18 protein-coding genes and 2 tRNA genes are annotated in these 17,166 nt (G+C 68.1%); 16 read left to right on the top strand and 4 right to left on the bottom strand.

The features are described from left to right. Positions 1-114 precede the first annotated feature (114 nt). The 3 genes from uvrC (at position 115) to ACHMXE_RS32010 (ending at position 3,631) form a co-directional block, all read left to right on the top strand. On the top strand, positions 115-2,100 hold the full coding sequence (uvrC, locus tag ACHMXE_RS32020) for an excinuclease ABC subunit UvrC (RefSeq protein ID WP_395348059.1): 1,986 nt from the start codon (positions 115-117) through the stop codon (positions 2,098-2,100). An 83-nt stretch (positions 2,101-2,183) separates the two neighbouring features. Next, positions 2,184-2,750, top strand: coding sequence for a CDP-diacylglycerol--glycerol-3-phosphate 3-phosphatidyltransferase (gene pgsA / locus ACHMXE_RS32015; RefSeq protein ID WP_057590401.1), 567 nt, complete (start codon positions 2,184-2,186; stop codon positions 2,748-2,750). Then, positions 2,747-3,631 carry a DMT family transporter gene (locus ACHMXE_RS32010; RefSeq protein WP_203205280.1) on the top strand — a complete coding sequence of 295 codons (885 nt, stop codon included), beginning with the start codon at positions 2,747-2,749 and terminating at the stop codon, positions 3,629-3,631. Before pgsA ends, ACHMXE_RS32010 begins: the two co-directional genes overlap by 4 nt. A gap of 15 nt (positions 3,632-3,646) precedes the next feature. On the opposite strand, the gene ACHMXE_RS32005 is transcribed toward ACHMXE_RS32010, so the two are convergent. Next, entirely contained in the window at positions 3,647-4,594 is a 948-nt protein-coding gene (locus tag ACHMXE_RS32005; protein WP_395348058.1) for a LysR family transcriptional regulator, read from the bottom strand. A 70-nt stretch (positions 4,595-4,664) separates the two neighbouring features. Between ACHMXE_RS32005 and ACHMXE_RS32000 the strand changes: the two genes are divergently transcribed. From ACHMXE_RS32000 to ACHMXE_RS31975, 6 genes are all read left to right on the top strand, one after another. Continuing rightward, positions 4,665-5,579, top strand: coding sequence for an alpha/beta fold hydrolase (locus ACHMXE_RS32000; protein WP_395348057.1), 915 nt, complete (start codon positions 4,665-4,667; stop codon positions 5,577-5,579). Continuing rightward, the gene (locus ACHMXE_RS31995; protein WP_395348056.1) at positions 5,576-6,661 is read left to right on the top strand and encodes a tartrate dehydrogenase; all 1,086 of its coding nucleotides are present in this window, start codon (positions 5,576-5,578) and stop codon (positions 6,659-6,661) included. The genes ACHMXE_RS32000 and ACHMXE_RS31995 overlap by 4 nt, the downstream gene beginning before the upstream one ends. A gap of 232 nt (positions 6,662-6,893) precedes the next feature. Then, on the top strand, positions 6,894-7,166 hold the full coding sequence (locus ACHMXE_RS31990) for an HU family DNA-binding protein (RefSeq protein WP_007830705.1): 273 nt from the start codon (positions 6,894-6,896) through the stop codon (positions 7,164-7,166). A gap of 38 nt (positions 7,167-7,204) precedes the next feature. Further along, positions 7,205-7,280: transfer RNA gene (locus ACHMXE_RS31985), tRNA-Val, on the top strand. 77 nt (positions 7,281-7,357) lie between these two features. Next, positions 7,358-9,277 (top strand): SurA N-terminal domain-containing protein, encoded by a 1,920-nt coding sequence (locus ACHMXE_RS31980; RefSeq protein ID WP_395348055.1) that lies wholly within the window; start codon positions 7,358-7,360, stop codon positions 9,275-9,277. Positions 9,278-9,392: 115 nt separating this feature from the next. Further along, on the top strand, positions 9,393-10,067 hold the full coding sequence (locus ACHMXE_RS31975; protein ID WP_208512135.1) for a histidine phosphatase family protein: 675 nt from the start codon (positions 9,393-9,395) through the stop codon (positions 10,065-10,067). A gap of 15 nt (positions 10,068-10,082) precedes the next feature. Here the strand turns inward: ACHMXE_RS31975 and ACHMXE_RS31970 are convergent, their stop codons facing one another. Next, the gene (locus tag ACHMXE_RS31970) at positions 10,083-10,415 is read right to left on the bottom strand and encodes a hypothetical protein (protein WP_057590394.1); all 333 of its coding nucleotides are present in this window, start codon (positions 10,413-10,415) and stop codon (positions 10,083-10,085) included. 25 nt (positions 10,416-10,440) lie between these two features. Then, the gene (locus ACHMXE_RS31965) at positions 10,441-10,689 is read right to left on the bottom strand and encodes a GlsB/YeaQ/YmgE family stress response membrane protein (RefSeq protein WP_203205285.1); all 249 of its coding nucleotides are present in this window, start codon (positions 10,687-10,689) and stop codon (positions 10,441-10,443) included. Positions 10,690-10,726: 37 nt separating this feature from the next. On the opposite strand from ACHMXE_RS31965, the gene ACHMXE_RS31960 reads away from it, so the two are divergent. The 3 genes from ACHMXE_RS31960 to ACHMXE_RS31950 all read left to right on the top strand — a co-directional run bounded on the left by ACHMXE_RS31960 (position 10,727) and on the right by ACHMXE_RS31950 (position 12,408). Beyond that, positions 10,727-11,548 carry a YbhB/YbcL family Raf kinase inhibitor-like protein gene (locus ACHMXE_RS31960; protein WP_395348054.1) on the top strand — a complete coding sequence of 274 codons (822 nt, stop codon included), beginning with the start codon at positions 10,727-10,729 and terminating at the stop codon, positions 11,546-11,548. Between the two features lie 77 nt (positions 11,549-11,625). Beyond that, positions 11,626-11,701: transfer RNA gene (locus tag ACHMXE_RS31955), tRNA-His, on the top strand. 359 nt (positions 11,702-12,060) lie between these two features. Further along, positions 12,061-12,408 carry an H-NS family nucleoid-associated regulatory protein gene (locus ACHMXE_RS31950; RefSeq protein ID WP_203205287.1) on the top strand — a complete coding sequence of 116 codons (348 nt, stop codon included), beginning with the start codon at positions 12,061-12,063 and terminating at the stop codon, positions 12,406-12,408. Between the two features lie 112 nt (positions 12,409-12,520). Here ACHMXE_RS31950 and ACHMXE_RS31945 read toward each other — a convergent pair whose 3' ends face one another. After that, positions 12,521-13,507 (bottom strand): NADPH:quinone oxidoreductase family protein, encoded by a 987-nt coding sequence (locus ACHMXE_RS31945; RefSeq protein WP_209540935.1) that lies wholly within the window; start codon positions 13,505-13,507, stop codon positions 12,521-12,523. Positions 13,508-13,637: 130 nt separating this feature from the next. Here ACHMXE_RS31945 and surE point away from each other — a divergent pair, with 130 nt between their 5' ends. Genes surE through ACHMXE_RS31925 form a run of 4 tightly spaced genes read left to right on the top strand, consistent with a single transcriptional unit; the run spans position 13,638 to position 17,133 of the window. Next, positions 13,638-14,396, top strand: coding sequence for a 5'/3'-nucleotidase SurE (gene surE, locus ACHMXE_RS31940; RefSeq protein WP_395348052.1), 759 nt, complete (start codon positions 13,638-13,640; stop codon positions 14,394-14,396). A gap of 1 nt (position 14,397) precedes the next feature. After that, the gene (locus ACHMXE_RS31935) at positions 14,398-15,189 is read left to right on the top strand and encodes a protein-L-isoaspartate(D-aspartate) O-methyltransferase (protein ID WP_209540934.1); all 792 of its coding nucleotides are present in this window, start codon (positions 14,398-14,400) and stop codon (positions 15,187-15,189) included. A gap of 11 nt (positions 15,190-15,200) precedes the next feature. Next, positions 15,201-16,115: a peptidoglycan DD-metalloendopeptidase family protein gene (locus ACHMXE_RS31930; RefSeq protein WP_203205290.1), complete on the top strand. Its 915-nt coding sequence runs from the start codon at positions 15,201-15,203 to the stop codon at positions 16,113-16,115. Between the two features lie 4 nt (positions 16,116-16,119). Then, a complete protein-coding gene (locus tag ACHMXE_RS31925; RefSeq protein WP_395348051.1) occupies positions 16,120-17,133 on the top strand; it encodes a sigma-70 family RNA polymerase sigma factor in 1,014 nt (337 codons plus the stop codon). Positions 17,134-17,166: the final 33 nt, after the last annotated feature.

Below are 17,166 nucleotides of genomic sequence, written 5' to 3'. Positions count from 1 at the left end.
GACGCGGGCGCTCCTCGCGCCCGCATCCCATCATCAGCAGATTCCGTTCCACCCACCTCGGGGTTTGCGCGGGGCCGGCCATGGCGCCCGCCGCCGCGCGCCACAATAGCCGCCATGTCAGACGTGCATTCCGATCAACTGCTCAGCGAAGTCGCGGCCCTGCCGCAGCTGCCGGGCGTCTACCGCTACTTCGACGCGGCCGGCGCCGTGCTCTACGTGGGCAAGGCGCGCAACCTCAAGAAACGGGTCGCCAACTACTTCCAGAAGAGCCACGGCGGCACGCGCATCGGCCACATGATCTCGAAGATCGCGCGCATGGAGACCACCGTGGTGCGCTCCGAGGCCGAGGCGCTGCTGCTCGAGAACAACCTCATCAAGACGCTCAAGCCGCGCTACAACATCCTGTTTCGCGACGACAAGAGCTATCCCTATCTCAAGATCGCCTCGCACCAGTTTCCGCGGCTGGCCTACTACCGCGGCGCGGTCGACAAGAAGCACCGCTACTTCGGGCCGTACCCGAGCGCCTGGGCGGTCAAGGAGTCGATCCAGCTGCTGCAGAAGGTGTTCAAGCTGCGCACCTGCGAGGACACGGTCTACGCCAACCGCACCCGGCCCTGCCTCCTCTACCAGATCAAGCGCTGCACCGGTCCCTGCGTGGGCCATATATCTACCGAGGCCTACGCGCAGGACGTGGCGAGCGCCGAGGCCTTCCTGCGCGGCGACACGCAGCTGGTGCTCAGCAAGCTCGAGCAGCGCATGAGCTCGCATGCCGAGAAGCTGGAGTTCGAGCAGGCGGCCGAGCTGCGCAACCAGATGTCGGCGATCTCGCGCGTGCTGCATCAGCAGTCGATCGAGATCGCTTCCGACAAGGACGTGGACATCCTCGCGGTCAAGGTGCAGGGCGGCAAGGCCTGCGTGAACCTGGCCATGGTGCGCGGCGGCCGCCACCTGGGCGACCGGCCCTACTTCCCGGTGCACGTCGAGGACGCCTCGCAGATGCACCACGGCGAGCTCGACAACGACGAAGGCGAGGGCGCGCCCGCCGCCGCCACCGATTCGGTGGAAGTGCAGGTGCTCGAGGCCTTCATCGCGCAGCACTACATCGACGTGCCGGTGCCGGCCACGCTGGTGCTCAGCGAAACCGTGGGCCGCGAGCTGATCGAGGCGGTGTCGCTGCAGTCGGGCACGCGCGTGACGGCGGTGTTCCAGCCGCGCGAGCAACGCCGCCACTGGCTCGAGATGGCCGAGAAGAACGCCAGCCTGCAACTGGCCCGGCTGCTGGCCGAGGAGGGCTCGCAGCAGGCCCGTACCCGCGCGCTGGCCGATGCGCTCGAACTCGCGAGCGACGACCTCGACAACTTCCGCGTCGAATGCTTCGACATCTCGCACACCGCGGGCGAGGCCACGCAGGCCTCGTGCGTGGTGTTCGAGCACCACGCGATGCAGAACAAGGAATACCGGCGCTACAACATCGACGGCATCACGCCGGGCGACGACTATGCGGCGATGCGCCAGGTGCTGCACCGGCGCTACGGCAAGCTGGCCGAGGCGATGGCTGCCGAGACCGAGGCGCTGCCGCCCGGTGATGCCGAGAGCGAAGGCGCCGAGGGTGTCGAGGGCGCAGCGGCGCCCGCGCGGGGCCGGGGCGCGCGCATGCCGGAGCTGGTGCTGGTCGACGGCGGCAAGGGCCAGGTGTCGATGGCGCGCGAGGTGTTCAGCGAGCTCGGCCTGCCGCTGTCGCTGATCGTCGGGGTCGAGAAGGGCGAGGGCCGCAAGGTCGGCCTCGAGGAGCTGGTGTTCGCCGACGGCCGCGAGAAGGTCTACCTCGGCAAGGATTCGGCGGCGCTGATGCTGGTGGCCCAGATCCGCGACGAGGCGCACCGCTTCGCCATCACCGGCATGCGCGCCAAGCGCGCCAAGGTGCGCGTGGGCGGCAGCCAGCTCGAGGACATCCCGGGCATCGGCCCGAAGCGCCGGGCCCGGCTGCTGCAGCGCTTCGGCGGCATCCGCGGCGTGGCGGCGGCGAGCGTGGAGGACATCGCCTCGGTCGAGGGCATCGCCTTCGATCTGGCCGAGGAAATCTACCGTGCGCTGCACTGAACTTGACGCGTTGGGAGCGGGGCGCCGGCACGGCTTTGTCCCCGTTCTCGAATCCATCGTTTTCGCGTGACACAATCGAGCGCATGTTCTGGACCCTGCCGACCATCATGACCTGGACGCGCATCGTCGCGATCCCCCTGATCGTCGGCGTGTTCTACCTGCCCATCGCCGACCCGATGCGCAATGTGATCGCCACGGTCATGTTCATCGTGTTCGCGGCCACCGATTGGCTCGACGGCTTCCTGGCGCGCAAGCTCAACCAGACCTCGGCCTTCGGCGCCTTCCTCGATCCGGTGGCCGACAAGTTCCTGGTCTGCGCCTCGCTGCTGGTGCTGGTGCACCTGAACCGGGCCGACGTGTTCGTGGCGCTGATCATCATCGGCCGCGAGATCGCGATCTCGGCGCTGCGCGAATGGATGGCTCAGATCGGCGCCAGCAAGAGCGTGGCGGTGCACATGATCGGCAAGGTCAAGACGACCGTGCAGATGGTCGCGATCCCGTTCCTGCTCTACGACGGGCAACTGTTCGGCTTCATCGACACCGGCCTGTGGGGCCAGTGGCTGATCTGGGTCTCGGCCGTGCTCACCGTGTGGTCGATGGTCTATTACCTGCAAAAGGCCATTCCCGAGATCCGGGCCCGGGCCAAATGAGTTCCGCCTCGGCCCGCGAGGCGGGCTGGTTGCGGGCGATGCCCGCGGTCTTCGTGCTGATCTGGAGCACCGGCTTCATCGTCGCGCGCTACGGCATGCCGCATGCGCCGCCGTTCAAGTTCCTGGCCGTGCGCTTCGTGCTCTCGTTCCTCTGCTTCGGCCTGTGGGTCGCGCTGGCGCGCGTGGCCTGGCCTTCGACCCGGGCGCAGTGGGGACACCTCGCGGTCACCGGCATCCTGATGCAGGCCGGCTACCTCGGCGGCGTCTGGGCCGCGGTGCGCGCGGGCATGGGCTCGGGGCTGGTCGCGCTGCTGGTCGGCATCCAGCCGGTGCTGACCGCGATCTGGATGTCCTTCAACGGCGGGCGCGTGTCGCCGCGGCAGTGGCTGGGCCTGGCCCTGGGCTTCGCGGGGCTGGTGCTGGTGGTGTCGCGCAAGTTCGGCGATGGCGCGGAAGTCAGCGCGGCGACCATGAGCCTGGCGCTGATGGCGCTGGTGTCGATCACCGCGGGCACTCTTTATCAGAAGCGCTTCGTCGCGCCGTGCGACGTGCGAAGCGCCAGCGCGGTGCAGATGGCGGCTGCCGTGGTCGCGACCCTGCCGTTCGCGCTGCTCGAGCCCGAGGCCATCGCATGGAACGCGCATTCGATCGGCGCGATGGCCTGGTCGGTGCTCGCGCTCTCCCTGGGCGGCAGCTCGCTGCTCTACATATTGATCCAGCGCGGCACCGCGACCGCGGTCACGAGCCTGCTCTACCTGGTGCCGCCTTGCACGGCCCTCATGGCCTGGCTGCTGTTCCGCGAGCAGATCACGCTGACCACGCTGCTGGGCACCGCGCTCACGGCGGTGGGCGTGAGCCTGGTGGTGCGCGCGGCTCGCTGAGGCTCGGGCTTTCGCCTAGCGCGCGGGCTTCCAGGGCTCGCCGCGAAAACGTTCGGCCAGGTGGTCGACCAGGAGCCGCACCCGCCGCGGCGTCTTCGGCCGCCAGGGCGCGATCCAGTGGATGTCGGCATCGGGCATCGCGTACTGCGGCAGCACCCGCACCAGCGCGCCCGAGGCCAGCTGCGGCGCGATGTCCCAGAGGCTGCGCAGCATGATCCCGTGGCCCGCCAGGCACCAGTCGCGCACCATCTCGCCCGAGTTGCTCGACAGTGGCCCCTGCACCCGCACGCGCGCCGTGCTGCCGTCGCGGCCGTGCCGCAGCGACCACAGCGCATATTCCTGCCGATGGATCTCGCCGTTCTCGCGCGCGACCAGGCAGTCATGCGTGGCCAGGGCCTCGACGCTGGCCGGCGTGCCGCGGCGCGCGAGGTAGGAGGGCGCGGCCGCCAGCACGCGCTGGTTGCGCGCGATGCGGCGCGAGACCCAGTCCGAGGCGTGGCGCTGCTGCACCGCCCACAGCCACAGCGCGCCGTCGTAGCCTTCGGCGCCGAGGTCGGGCAGGCGCTCGGTCAGCTGCAGCTCGATGCGCAGGGCCGGGTGGCCGGCCTGGAATTCCGCCAGCGCCGGGCCGAGCCAGCGCCGTCCGAAGCCGAAGGTGGCGGCCAGCCGCACCGCGCCCGTGAGCTCGTTCTGGCGTTCGCCGAGCTCGCCCTCGAGCGCCGCGAAGCCTTCGAGCAACTGCTTCGCATGCCGGCACACCGCTTCGCCCTCGGCCGTGACACTGAGCCGCCGCGTGGTGCGGTCGAACAGCCGCTGGCCCAGCCGCGCCTCGAGCGCGCCGAGCCGCTTGGTGACCACCGAGGGCACGACGTCGAGCGCGCCGGCCGCGCCCGCGAGGCTGCCGTGTTCGCGGATGGCGAGCGCCAGTTGCAGGTCGCCGCGCTCCAGTGCCAATGAATTCATGCCAGAACGGAAAGTATGAATTGGCCGATTGTTGCTTGATGGACCCGGGTGCGCAACGCACAATCGCCGCGTGACCGCCTCCTTCCTCGACTTCCCCGTCTTCGACATCGAACGCGACGGCGTGCGCGTGCATGGCCGCATCGGCGGCCGTGGCGCGCCCCTGCTGCTGCTGCACGGACACCCGCAGACGCACGCGATCTGGCACCGTGTCGCGCCCGCGCTGGCCGAGCGCTTCACCGTGGTGGCGATCGATTTGCGCGGCTACGGCGATTCGGGCCGGCCCGCCGCCGATGCCGCGCACGAGAACCACAGCAAGCGCGCGATGGCGCTCGATGCGCTCGCGGCGATGCGCCATCACGGCTTCGAACGCTTCGGCGTGCTTGCGCACGACCGCGGCGCGCGCGTGGCGCACCGGCTCGCGGCCGACCATCCGGCGGCGGTCGAGCGCATGCTGCTGCTCGACATCGCGCCCACGCTTGCGATGTACGAGGACACCACGGAAGCCTTCGCGCGCGCCTACTGGCACTGGTTCTTCCTGATCCAGCCGCCGCCGCTGCCCGAGGCGCTGATCGCTTCCGACCCGGTGCGCTACGTGCGCAGCGTGATGGGCGGGCGCCATGCGGGGCTCGCGCCGTTCGCGCCCGAGGTGCTCGCGGAGTACGAGCGCTGCGCGGCCATCCCGGGCAGCGCCGAATCCATCTGCGAGGACTACCGCGCCTCGGCCGGCATCGACCTCGATCACGACCGCGCCGACATCGCCGCGGGCGCGCGGCTCGCGATGCCGCTGCGCGTGCTGTGGGGCGCGCACGGCGTGGTCGGCCGCGCCTTCGACGTGCTGGCGCTGTGGCGCGAGCGCGCCGACCGGGTCGAGGGGCATGCGCTGCCCTGCGGCCACTACGTTCCCGAGGAGGCGCCGGGCGAACTGCTCGCCGAGGCACTCGACTTCTTTGCACCGCTCATCCCATCGGAAGGACCCAGACCATGACCACCCACAGAATCGCAGTCATCGCCGGCGACGGCATCGGCAAGGAAACCACGCCCGAAGGCGTGCGCGTGCTCGACGCGGCGGCGCGCAAGTTCGGCATCGACTTGAAGTTCGACCACTTCGATTTCTCGAGCTGGGACTACTGCGAGAAGCACGGCAAGATGCTGCCCGACGACTGGAAGGACCAGATCGGCGGCCACGACGCCATCTTCTTCGGCGCGGTCGGCTGGCCCGAGAAGATCGCCGACCACATCTCGCTGTGGGGCTCGCTGCTGCTGTTCCGCCGCGAGTTCGACCAGTACATCAACCTGCGTCCCGCGCGCCTCATGCCCGGCATCGTCGCGCCGGTGGTGCGCCGCGACGGCTCGCCGCGCCAGCCCGGCGAGATCGACATGTACATCGTGCGCGAGAACACCGAGGGCGAGTACTCGAGCATCGGCGGGCGCATGTACGAAGGCACGCCGCGCGAGATCGTGGTGCAGGAGACCGTGATGTCGCGCGTGGGCGTGGACCGCGTGCTCAAGTTCGCGTTCGAGCTCGCGCAGTCGCGGCCGAAGAAGCACCTGACCAGCGCCACCAAGTCGAACGGCATCTCGATCACCATGCCCTACTGGGACGAGCGCGTGGCCGAGATGGCGAAGTCCTACCCGGGCGTGACGCTCGACAAGTTCCACATCGACATCCTCACCGCGCACTTCGTGCAGCGGCCCGACTTCTTCGACGTGGTGGTGGCGAGCAACTTGTTCGGCGACATCCTGTCCGACCTGGGGCCGGCCTGCACCGGCACCATCGGCATCGCGCCGAGCGCCAATCTCAACCCCGAGCGCACCACGCCCTCGCTGTTCGAACCGGTGCACGGCTCGGCACCCGACATCGCAGGCAAGGGCATCGCGAACCCGATCGGCCAGATCTGGTGCGGCGCGATGATGCTCGAGTTCCTGGGTCACAAGGACGCGCACGACGCGATCCTCTCGACCATCGAGAAGGTACTCGCGCCCGGAAGCGGTGCGCCGCGCACACCCGATATCGGCGGCACGGCGAGCACGAGCGACCTCGGAAAAGCGATCGCCGAAGCCTTGTGAGACGGCCGCGGCCCGGTCGGAAAAAGGTCTTCGCGAAACGCCCCTAGAATCGCGCGCTCCGCTGCGCCGCACGGGCTGATGTCGTATTGACACCCCGCAGGCCAGTGGTTGTAATCCCCGATGGCAGCGCGCTGCCGGGGCGTCAGGCCTGCCAAGCTTCCGCGTCGGATCACGCCGCGACGGACTCGCCAGCCGACGAAAGCCGACCAACTTTTTTCTACAAGGGGCCCTTGTGAACAAGACCGAACTGATTGAGCACATCGCAAAGAACGCCGATATTTCCAAGGCAGCCGCCACGCGCGCGCTCGAATCCACCATCGGCGCCATTCGTACCACGCTCAAGAAAGGCGGCTCCGTGTCGCTCGTCGGTTTCGGCACTTTTGCAGTCGGTAAACGTGCGGCGCGTACGGGTCGCAATCCGCGCACCGGCGACGCGATTAAAATCAAGGCCGCCAAGATTCCGAAGTTCCGTCCCGGCAAGGCCCTCAAGGACGCGTTGAACTAAGTCGACGACGAGAACTCGGAAGAAAAGTATTCCCGGTGGGGTGCTTAGCTCAGCTGGTAGAGCGGCGCCCTTACAAGGCGTAGGTCGGGGGTTCGAGCCCCTCAGCACCCACCACCCACCCGATGCAAAGGCGAACAACGGTTCGCCTTTTTTATGGCCGTCCGACAGCCACCGCCTGAGAGTGTCCAAGCATGTTTGATTTCTTCCGCAAGTACAACAAGATCATGATGATTGTCTTGTTCTTGCTGATCATCCCGTCGTTCGTGCTGTTCGGCGTCGAGCGCTACCAGGGCTTCTCCAAGGACGAGGCCGTCGCGCATGTCGACGGCACCAGCATCACGCGGCCCGAATGGGATGCGCAGCATCGCGTCGAAACCGACCGCATCCGCCAGCAGTCGCCCAACGTCGATCCGCTGGTGCTCGACTCCGATGCGCTGCGCTACGCCACGCTCGAGAAGATGGTTCGCGACCGCGTGCTGACGGTGGCGGCCAACAAGGCCAACATGACGGTGTCCGAGGAGCGCCTCTCGCGCATCTTCGCGCAGGACCCGGGCCTCGCGACCTTCCGCACGCCCGAGGGCAAGTTCGACCGCGACGCCTTCCAGCGCGTGACCGGCCGCACGCCCGAGCAGTACGAAGCGTCGATGCGCGCCGAGCTCGCCACGCAGCAACTGCTGCTGGGCGTGTCGGGCACCACCTTCACGCCGCCCGCGCTGGCCGCCGCCACCATCAATGCCTTCTACGAACAGCGCGAGATCCAGGTGTCGCGCTTCGCGCCCGAGGGCTTCGCATCGAAGGTCACGGTCAGCGATGCCGACATCGAGACCTACTACAAGGACCACACGGCGCAGTTCCAGGCACCCGAGCAGGCAAGCATCGAGTACCTGCTGCTCGACCTCGAGGCGGCCAAGAAGAACGTGACGGTCAACGAGGCCGAGCTCAAGAGCTACTACGAGCAGAACACCTCGCGCTTCGGCACCAAGGAAGAACGCCGCGCGAGCCACATCCTGATCACCGCGGCCGCCAGCGCGCCGGCGGCCGATCGCGCCAAGGCGAAGGCCAAGGCCGAGCAACTGCTGGCCGATGTGCGCAAGGCGCCCAACACCTTCGCCGATGTCGCGCGCAAGAACTCGCAGGACCCGGGCTCGGCAGAGAAGGGCGGCGACCTCGACTTCGTCACCCGCGGCGCGATGGTCAAGCCTTTCGAAGACGCGATGTTCGCGCTGAAGAAGGGCGAGATCAGCAACGTCGTCGAGACCGAGTTCGGCTATCACATCATCCGCCTGGACGACATCAAGCCGGCCGTGGTGCCGCCGTTCGAGCAGGTGCGCGCCACCCTCGAGAACGACTACCGCGCCCAGCAGGCCACGCAGGAATTCGCCAAGGCCGCCGAGACCTTCACCGATGCCGTGTACCAGCAGCCCGACAGCCTGAAGCCGGCGGCCGAGAAGCTCAAGCTCACGATCCAGACCGCAACCAATATCGGCCGCACGGCCGCGCCCGGCGCCACCGGGCCGCTCGCGAGCCGCAACTTCCTGAGCGCGCTGTTCTCGCCCGATTCGTTGAGTCGCAAGCAGAACACCGAAGCCATCGAGGTCGGCACCAACCAGCTCGCATCGGGCCGCGTGACCCAGTACTCGGCCGCGCATCCGATTCCGCTGGCCGACGTGAAGGACAAGATCCGCGCGCAGCTCGTCACCGAGCGCGCGGCGGCGCTCGCGAAGACCGAGGGCGAAGCCAAGCTCGCGGCCTGGACCACGAAGGCCGACGGCGCCAACTTCGCGGCACCCGTCACCGTGTCGCGCACCGATGCGAAGGCACAGCCGGGCGTGGTGGTCGAGGCCGCGCTGCGTGCCGACGCCAGCAAGCTGCCGACCCTGGTCGGCGTCGACCTCGGCACGCAGGGCTATGCCGTGGTCCGCGTGACCAAGGCCGTGCCGCGCACCGCGCCGACGGCGGAGGTCGCGAAGCAGGAGAACGCGCAGGTCGGCCAGTCGATCGCGGCCGCCGAAGACGCTGCCTACTACAACCTGCTGAAGGACCGCTACAAGGCCGAGATCCTGGTGCCGCGTCCCGCGACCGACGGACTGCCGTTCGCCGGCGCGCGCTGACCGGTCGCGCCGCCAGGCGCTCCCTCATCCCCTTCGCGGGCCGCCTGGTGCGGCCCGTTGCTTTTCGGTCCCGCGTGGGACAAGCGCCGCGGTCGCTTCTTGCCAGAATCCGCGCATGGGAACTCTCTACCTCGTGCGCCATGGCCAGGCCAGCTTCGGCGCGGCCGACTACGACAACCTGAGCGAATTGGGCCACAGGCAATCGGTGCGGCTCGGCGAGTACTGGCGTGAGCGCGGCATGCGTTTCGACGCCGTGATCACCGGCACCCTGCGCCGGCACCGGCAGACCTGGGAAGGCATCGCGCAGGGCCTCGGTCTGACGCGCGACGACGTGCTGCCCTGGCCCGGCCTCAACGAGTACGACAGCGAGGCGGTGATCGCCACCATCCACGAAGGCAAGCTCGAGAAGCCCGATTCGCCCGAGATGTACCGGCATCACTTCCGTCTGCTGCGCGAAGGACTGGGTGCGTGGATGCAGGGGCGCACGAAGCCGGTGGGCATGCCCAGCTACGTGGACTTTCTCGCGGGCGTGACCACCGCGCTCGATCACGTGCGCGACAAGCACCATGGGGCCAAAGTGCTCGTGGTGTCGAGCGGCGGCCCGATCAGCACGGCGGTGGGCCATGTGCTGGGCACCAGCCCCGAGACCACGATCGAGCTCAACCTGCGCATCCGCAATTCGTCGGTGACCGAGTTCGCCTTCACGCCCAAGCGCCACATGCTGGTGACCTACAACACGCTGCCGCATCTCGACGGGCCGGCGTACGAGGACTGGGTCACCTACTCCTGAAGCGCGCCTTCGCGCTCAGGCCTGCCAGACGCCGTAGCCCGCCTTGCGCAGGGCGATGCCGAGCTCGACTTCCATCGAGCGCGCGTCTTCGTAGTTCATCGGGTTGTAGCGCTCGTAGAGCGCGGGCAGCAGGTGCAGGCCGTAGTCCTGCACGAAGCTGTTGGCCTGGATGCCGGCCTTGTGCTTGTCGAAGCGGATGTCGGGATCGAGCCCGGTCATGCCCACGTAGACGAAGGGCTTGCCGAGCTGGTAGTCGGGATTGGCGCGGCGGAAGCGGGCGATGTTCCAGACGCGGTCGTCGAGTTCGACCACGTAGACATGATGGTGCGCGCGGGGTTTGCGTGGCATCGGCCCCGCCCGATGTTGCGACGGCTCAGCTCTTGCGCTTGATGAGGCCGTAGAGGATCAGCAGCACGATCGCGCCGAGCACCGACGCGATGAAGCCGGCGCCTTCGCCGGCGGTGTACCAGCCGAGCGACTGGCCCACGTAGGTGACGATCAGCGAGCCCGCGATGCCGATCAGCGTGGTGACGATGAATCCGGCGGAGTCGTTGCCCGGCTTGACGGCGCGTGCCACCAGACCTACGACGAAGCCGATCAGGATGGTCCAGACGATGCTCATGAGTGATCCCTTGGTTCGTGAATGAAGCGGCGCCCGCATGGCAGGGCGCGGCCATGATAGCGGCCGGATGCTTCGCGCGGGCGCGCCGCAAGCGCGTCTCGGCGAATCGGGATGCGGGGCTGCGCGTTTTGGCGCCGCAGGCTGCGGCCGGCCCGCTGTGGCGTCCTACAGGGCGATCGAGAACGGGACGCTATACCTTCGGCATGCTCGAAAAGTTGCCGAAGTCATCGGCCAGGCCCTGCACGGTGTGCGCGCCGGCCTGGACAAGATCGTTTTCAACACGCTCGGCCTGCGCGAAGGCATGGCCACCATCTCGCTGACCAGCGTGGCCTTTGCCGACCATGCGCCCATCCCGCCGCGCTACACGGCCGATGGCAAAGGGTTGTCGCCGCCGCTGCAATGGGAGGGCGTGCCGCAAGGCGCGGCTTCGCTGCTGCTGGTGGTGGAGGATGCGGATTCGCCGACGCCCAATCCGCTGGTGCATGCCATCGTCGTCAGCCTGCCTCCCGGCGACACCCGCCTGGTGGAGGCGGCGCTGCCGAGCCAGGGCAACGAAGGCCAGGACACGGTGCATGCCGGGCGCAACTCCGGATTGCAGGCGGCCTGGCTGCCACCCGATCCGCCACCGGGGCATGGCGTGCATCGCTACGCCTTCCAGCTGTTCGCGCTCGACCGTGCGCACGAGTTCTCGGTCGCGCCCGGACGGGACGAGGTGGTCGACGAACTGAAGGCGCATGCGATCGCCAGCGGGCTGCTGATCGGCACCTTCGAGCGCTCGGATGGTTCGATCCGCCAGAAGGACGCCGCGCATGAGGAAGCGCCGCAGGTGGCCCCATCGGGCCCGCTGGCGGCGGGCTGAGTGGTCCGCGCGCATCATTCTTTCAAACCGGGGTCGGGCGCGCGTCTTTTATGGCTATAATCGTGGACTCTATTACGGTGGCTGTAGCTCAGCTGGTAGAGTCCCAGATTGTGATTCTGGTCGTCGTGGGTTCGAGTCCCATCAGCCACCCCATATGAATTCCCAAGAAACGGCCCTGGAGCGATCCAGGGCCGTTTTTCTTTTGGGCTTGCCTAAAGCGTTTTCCGTACACCTCGCCCCTGCGCGAAGGGCGGGCGAATGCATTTCTTTCTGGCCCTTCATTAAGCGCGAGCCGTCCGAAACGGTATCAAGACGTTCAATTTTCTGGCCTCCGCGTGGCGGGCAGTCTTTCAAACGCCCGATCAGGCGCCGATCACGCCCAGGAACGGGGCGTTTTACCCTTGGGCTGTTGTAAAACGCCAAGCGCGCCGGATTTTTCTGCGCGGGCTTGCTCGAAAATCAATTGCAAACTGAATTAAACTGCGGGCGTTTTCATTTACAGGAGTCAGCCAATGGCCTCGACGCTCGCAGATATCAATTCCCAGATCCAGAAGCACGACGAACAGATCGCGCAATTGCGCAAGCAGGCCGAAGAGCTGCGCAACCAGGAACGTGCCGGCGTGATCGAGGACATTCGCAGGAAGATCGCCGACTACGGTTTGACCGCGTCGGATCTGAAGCTCTCGGCCGGCCGCGCCGTGACCGCCAAGCGCGCCGCCAGCACGCCGGCGCCCAAGGCCGCCGCCAAGTACCGCAGCCCGACCGGTGAAACCTGGTCCGGCGGCCGTGGCCGCAAGCCGCGCTGGGTGACCGAGGCGCTGGCCGCCGGCAAGTCGCTGACGGATTTCGAGATCAAGTGAGCGTGGTGCGCGAACCCGCGCCAGCCGACTCCGCAATAAAAAAGCCCGCGCATGCGGGCTTTTTTTATTGCGGGCACGGGGTCGAATCTCCTGGTGCCCCGCGTCGCGGCGATCAGTTCACCATCACGAGCTTTCCCTTGACGCCGCGCGAACCCATGTGCGCGTAGGCGGCTTTCAATTCGGCCATCGGCATCGTGCTGTCGATCACCGGCTTGATCTTTCCCTGCCCATACCATTGCGCCAATTCGGCCATCATCTGGGCGTTGGCCTTGGGTTCGCGCCTGGCGAAATCCCCCCAGAACACGCCGACCAGCGACGCGCCTTTCAACAGCGTGAGGTTCAATGGCAGCGAGGGAATGGGGCCCGACGCAAAACCCACGACCAAATAGCGGCCGCGCCATCCGATCGAGCGAAATGCCGGCTCCGCGAAATCGCCGCCGACCGGGTCGTATATGACGTCGGGGCCTTTGCCGTCGGTCGCGGCCTTGATGGCATCCCTGAAACCATTCGGCAGCGCATGCGTGGTGTAGTTGATCGTCGCGTCGGCGCCGATCGAACGGCACAGCTCGCATTTCTCGTCGGTGGAAGCGGCCGCGATCACCTTGGCGCCGGCCGCCTTGGCGATCTGGATGGCCGCCGTGCCCACGCCGCCCGCCGCACCGAGCACCAGCACGGTTTCGCCGGCCTTGAGCTGCGCGCGGTCCATCAGCGCATGCCACGAGGTCGCGTAGATCATGATGAAGGCGGCCGCGTCGACGTGGCCGAAGCCCTCGGGCAGCGGCATGCACAGCGCCGCGGGTGCCAGCGTGTGGGTGGCGAAGCCGCCGGTGCCCGAGAGGCAGGCGACGTTCTGGCCGACCTTGAGGTGCGTGACGCCTTCGCCCACGGCCTGCACGATCCCCGCGTACTCCGAGCCTGGCACGAAAGGCAGCGGGGGCTTCATCTGGTACTTGTTCTGCACGATCAGCAGGTCGGGGAAATTCAGGCTCGCGGCCCGGATCTCGATCAGCACCTGGCCCGGGCCGGGTGTCGGCGTGGGCAGCTCTTTCCAGGTGAGCGCGTCGACGCCGACGGGGTTCTCGCAAAGCCATGCGTGCATGCTCGGTCTCCTTCGAAACGGGTAGTAATGTTGAGGCAATGAAGCGCGCGATGATAGGCGTCGCCCTCGCGTGTCCTTGTCCCTGCTGCGACGCACCCGACGCCTACAATCCGTTGCACCGCACCGCATCATGAAGATACTCATTTCCAACGACGATGGCTTCCAGGCGCCCGGCATCGTCGCACTGCACGACGCGCTCAAGGACCTGGCCGAGGTCGAGGTGGTGGCTCCCGAGCACAACAACAGCGCCAAGTCGAACGCGCTGACGCTCGCGGCGCCGCTCTACGTCCACACCGCGCACAACGGCTTCCGCTACGTGACCGGCACGCCCGCCGACTGCGTGCACATCGCGCTCAAGGGGCTGCTCGGCTACCGGCCCGACCTCGTGGTCTCGGGCATCAACAACGGCGCCAACATGGGCGACGACACCATCTATTCGGGCACCGTCGGCGCGGCCATGGAGGCCTACCTGTTCGGCATTCCCGCGATCGCGTTCTCGCAGATCGAGAAGGGCTGGGCCCATGTCGATGCGGCCGCCCAGGTGGCGCGCCGGCTGGTGCAGCGCATCGAGCGCGAGCGCATGCTCGATGGCGGCGCCTTTCTTTTGAACGTCAACGTGCCGAACCGGCCGTTCGACGAGCTCAAGCCGGTGAAGGTGTGCCGCCTGGGCCGCCGCCACGCGGCCGAGAAGGTCATCACGCAGGAAAGCCCGCGTGGCGACACGATGTACTGGATCGCCGGCGCGGGCAGCGCCAAAGACAGCGGCGAGGGCACCGACTTCCATGCCACGGCCGAGGGCCACGTGGCGCTCACGCCGTTGCAGATCGACCTGACCGACCACGCCAACCTGGGCCAGTGGCGCGATGCGGTGGTCCGGCTCGCCGACTGACATGGCGACCCAACGGCCTGGATTCCCGGCTCGCCTCGCGCCCACCGTTTCGGCTTCGACGCCGGCTTCGTCCGCGCTGCGCGGACGGCAGCCCGCGGTACCACCGAAGCCACCGGTCCCCTCGACGCCCTCGATGGCCTCCGACGCGGTGCGTGCGCGCATGGTGCAGAAGCTGGCCGCGCAGGGGATTTCGGATGCGCGCGTGCTGCGCGCCATGGGCGCGGTCGAGCGGCATCGCTTCGTCGACAGCGCGCTGGTCAACCAGGCCTATGAGGACACCAGCCTGCCGATCGGACTGGGCCAGACCATCTCCAAACCCAGCGTCGTGGCGCGCATGATCGAACTTTTGCTTGCGGCCCCGGCTCTGACCGGCAAGCCGCAGGACCGTCTGGGGCGCGTGCTCGAGATCGGCACCGGTTGCGGCTACCAGGCCGCGGTGTTGAACCACGTGGCCACGGAGGTCTACAGCATCGAACGGTTGCGCGGCCTGCACGAGCGGGCACGGACCAATCTGCGGCACTTCCGGCTGGCCACGGTTCACCTGATGTTCGGCGACGGCATGGTCGGCTATGCCAAGGGCGCGCCCTATGCGGGCATCATCGCCGCCGCCGGTGGCGAGGCGGTGCCCGAAGCCTGGATCGAACAGCTCGCGGTGGGGGGGCGGATCGTCGCGCCGACGCATTCGGCGAAGGGCGGTCAGGCCCTCGTCGTGATCGACAAGACGGCCCGCGGTCTCGAGCGCCTCATTCTTGAGGCGGTTCACTTTGTCCCCCTAAAATCGGGCGTTGCTTGAAGGAATAACAAATGCAGGGTTTTGGCAATCGGAGTTGGTACGCTGGCGTCACGTTGGCCGTCGTGCTCGTGATCGCGGGGTGTTCCACGCCGCGCGGCCCGGCACCGGTCGAAGACCGCGGCACGATGACCCGCGCCCCCGGCGCGGCGGCGCCCGTCCCGGGCGGTCCCACCATCACGACCGACGCCTCGGGCAAGCCGCTGGCCGGCATCGAGAACTTCGGCAAGCCGGGCTACTACGCCGTGCGTCCCGGCGACACCATCCGCCGCATCGCCAACGAGACCGGCCAGACCTGGCAGAACCTCGTTCGCTGGAACAACATCGACAACCCCGACCTGATCGAGGTGGGGCAGGTGCTGCGCGTGATCCCGCCTTCGGGCCCGGGCTCCACCGTGGCGGCCGTGCCGTCGGCCCCCAACGAGAACGGCGTCGTCACCAAACCGGTGACGCCGCAGCCCGCGGTCGTGCCGGGCGTGGCAGCGAGCGGCGCCGCCGCTGCGGGCACCAAGCCGCCGGTCACGGCCTCGCCTTCGAGCCCGGCTGCTTCGGGTGGCGATGAGGACATCGGCTGGATCTGGCCCGCCCATGGCTCGCTGATCGCGGGCTTCGACGATGCGAAGAACAAGGGCTTCGACATCAGCGGCAAGGCCGGCGACCCGGTGCTGGCCGCGGCTGACGGCCGCGTGGTGTATGCGGGCGCGGGCCTGCGCGGCTACGGCAACCTGATCATCCTGAAGCACAACAACACCTACCTCACGGCCTACGCGCACAACCAGACGCTGCTCGTGAAGGAAGACCAGTCGGTGCAGAAGGGTCAGAAGATCGCCGAGATGGGCAACAGCGATGCCGATCGCGTGAAGCTGCACTTCGAGATCCGTCGCCAGGGCAAGCCGGTCGATCCGGCGCGCTACCTCCCGAATCGGTGATGCCATGGCCGGTTCCCGCCCCCGCCGCACGCTGCCCGTGCGCCGGACGGTGGGCAACGAGGCCGAACCGGCAATCGGTGGCGAGACGTCGCCACCCGCCTCATCCCCCGATGACCTGATCGCGCCCGAGCCGGGCGCCGAAGCGCTCGCGCGTACCGGTGACGACACGGCCGACGCGCTCACCGTCTACCTGCGCCGCATCCGGCGAACCGAGCTTTTCACCCCCGAGCAGGAATACGCGACCGCCTGCGCCGCGCGCGCCGGCGATTTCGCGGCACGCCAGTCGATGATCGAGCACAACCTGCGGCTCGTGGTCAACATCGCGAAGGCCTACCTCCACCGCGGCGTGCCGTTCTCCGATCTCATCGAGGAGGGCAACCTCGGGCTGATGCACGCGATCACCAAGTTCGAGCCCGAGCGCGGCTTCCGCTTCTCGACCTATGCGACCTGGTGGATACGCCAGTCGGTCGAGCGCGCGCTGATGACCCAGTCCCGCACGATCCGCCTGCCGGTGCACATCGTGCGCGAGCTGCAGCAGGTGCTGCGCGCGCGCCGCACGCTCGAGAGCGATCCCGAGTTCCTGGCGCGGCGGCCCGACGGGGTGCGCGTGGAAGACGTGGCGGCGCTGCTGGGCTCGGACGTGCAGTCGGTGGCCGACCTGCTGGCGCTGGCCGAGACCCCGCGTTCGCTCGATGCGGGCGAGTCGCGTGGCGAGGAGAGCTACGCGCTGTCCGATTCGCTCGCGGCCGACAACGAGGAGAGCGACCCCACGGGCGCGACCCAGGCGCATGAGGTCGAGCGCCTGCTCGACAGCTGGGTGGCCGCGCTCGATGCGCGCGAGCGCGAGGTGCTCGAAGGCCGCTACGGCCTGCACGACCGCGAGCCCGAAACGCTCGAGGTGCTCAGCGTGCGGCTGGGCCTGACGCGCGAGCGCGTGCGCCAGATCCAGAACGAGGCGCTCGCCAAGATGCGGCGCCAGCTCGCGCGCTCGGGCGTGGGGCGGGACGCCTTGTTCTAGCCTTGCCGGGCGCCGCGCGAGGGACTCTTCCCA

The sequence above is a fragment of the Variovorax sp. UC122_21 genome, assembly GCF_044056785.1.
In the GTDB taxonomy this organism is placed as follows: Bacteria; Pseudomonadota; Gammaproteobacteria; order Burkholderiales; family Burkholderiaceae_C; genus Variovorax.
Note: the sequence above shows the minus strand (reverse complement) of the source record. Positions and strands in the feature narration are given on the sequence as shown.

Bases quoted from the DNA above. Each gene is read 5' to 3' on its own strand.
- uvrC (WP_395348059.1), top strand. From the start codon at position 115: ATGTCAGACGTGCATTCCGATCAACTGCTCAGCGAAGTCGCGGCCCTG.
- ACHMXE_RS31950 (WP_203205287.1), top strand. From the start codon at position 12,061: ATGGCCTCGACGCTCGCAGATATCAATTCCCAGATCCAGAAGCACGAC.
- ACHMXE_RS32005 (WP_395348058.1), bottom strand. From the start codon at position 4,594: ATGAATTCATTGGCACTGGAGCGCGGCGACCTGCAACTGGCGCTCGCC.
- ACHMXE_RS31960 (WP_395348054.1), top strand. From the start codon at position 10,727: ATGGCAGGGCGCGGCCATGATAGCGGCCGGATGCTTCGCGCGGGCGCG.
- ACHMXE_RS31945 (WP_209540935.1), bottom strand. From the start codon at position 13,507: ATGCACGCATGGCTTTGCGAGAACCCCGTCGGCGTCGACGCGCTCACC.
- ACHMXE_RS31970 (WP_057590394.1), bottom strand. From the start codon at position 10,415: ATGCCACGCAAACCCCGCGCGCACCATCATGTCTACGTGGTCGAACTC.
- ACHMXE_RS31935 (WP_209540934.1), top strand. From the start codon at position 14,398: ATGGCGACCCAACGGCCTGGATTCCCGGCTCGCCTCGCGCCCACCGTT.
- ACHMXE_RS31975 (WP_208512135.1), top strand. From the start codon at position 9,393: ATGGGAACTCTCTACCTCGTGCGCCATGGCCAGGCCAGCTTCGGCGCG.
- ACHMXE_RS31930 (WP_203205290.1), top strand. From the start codon at position 15,201: ATGCAGGGTTTTGGCAATCGGAGTTGGTACGCTGGCGTCACGTTGGCC.
- ACHMXE_RS31965 (WP_203205285.1), bottom strand. From the start codon at position 10,689: ATGAGCATCGTCTGGACCATCCTGATCGGCTTCGTCGTAGGTCTGGTG.
- surE (WP_395348052.1), top strand. From the start codon at position 13,638: ATGAAGATACTCATTTCCAACGACGATGGCTTCCAGGCGCCCGGCATC.
- ACHMXE_RS32010 (WP_203205280.1), top strand. From the start codon at position 2,747: ATGAGTTCCGCCTCGGCCCGCGAGGCGGGCTGGTTGCGGGCGATGCCC.
- ACHMXE_RS31995 (WP_395348056.1), top strand. From the start codon at position 5,576: ATGACCACCCACAGAATCGCAGTCATCGCCGGCGACGGCATCGGCAAG.
- ACHMXE_RS31980 (WP_395348055.1), top strand. From the start codon at position 7,358: ATGTTTGATTTCTTCCGCAAGTACAACAAGATCATGATGATTGTCTTG.
- pgsA (WP_057590401.1), top strand. From the start codon at position 2,184: ATGTTCTGGACCCTGCCGACCATCATGACCTGGACGCGCATCGTCGCG.
- ACHMXE_RS31925 (WP_395348051.1), top strand. From the start codon at position 16,120: ATGGCCGGTTCCCGCCCCCGCCGCACGCTGCCCGTGCGCCGGACGGTG.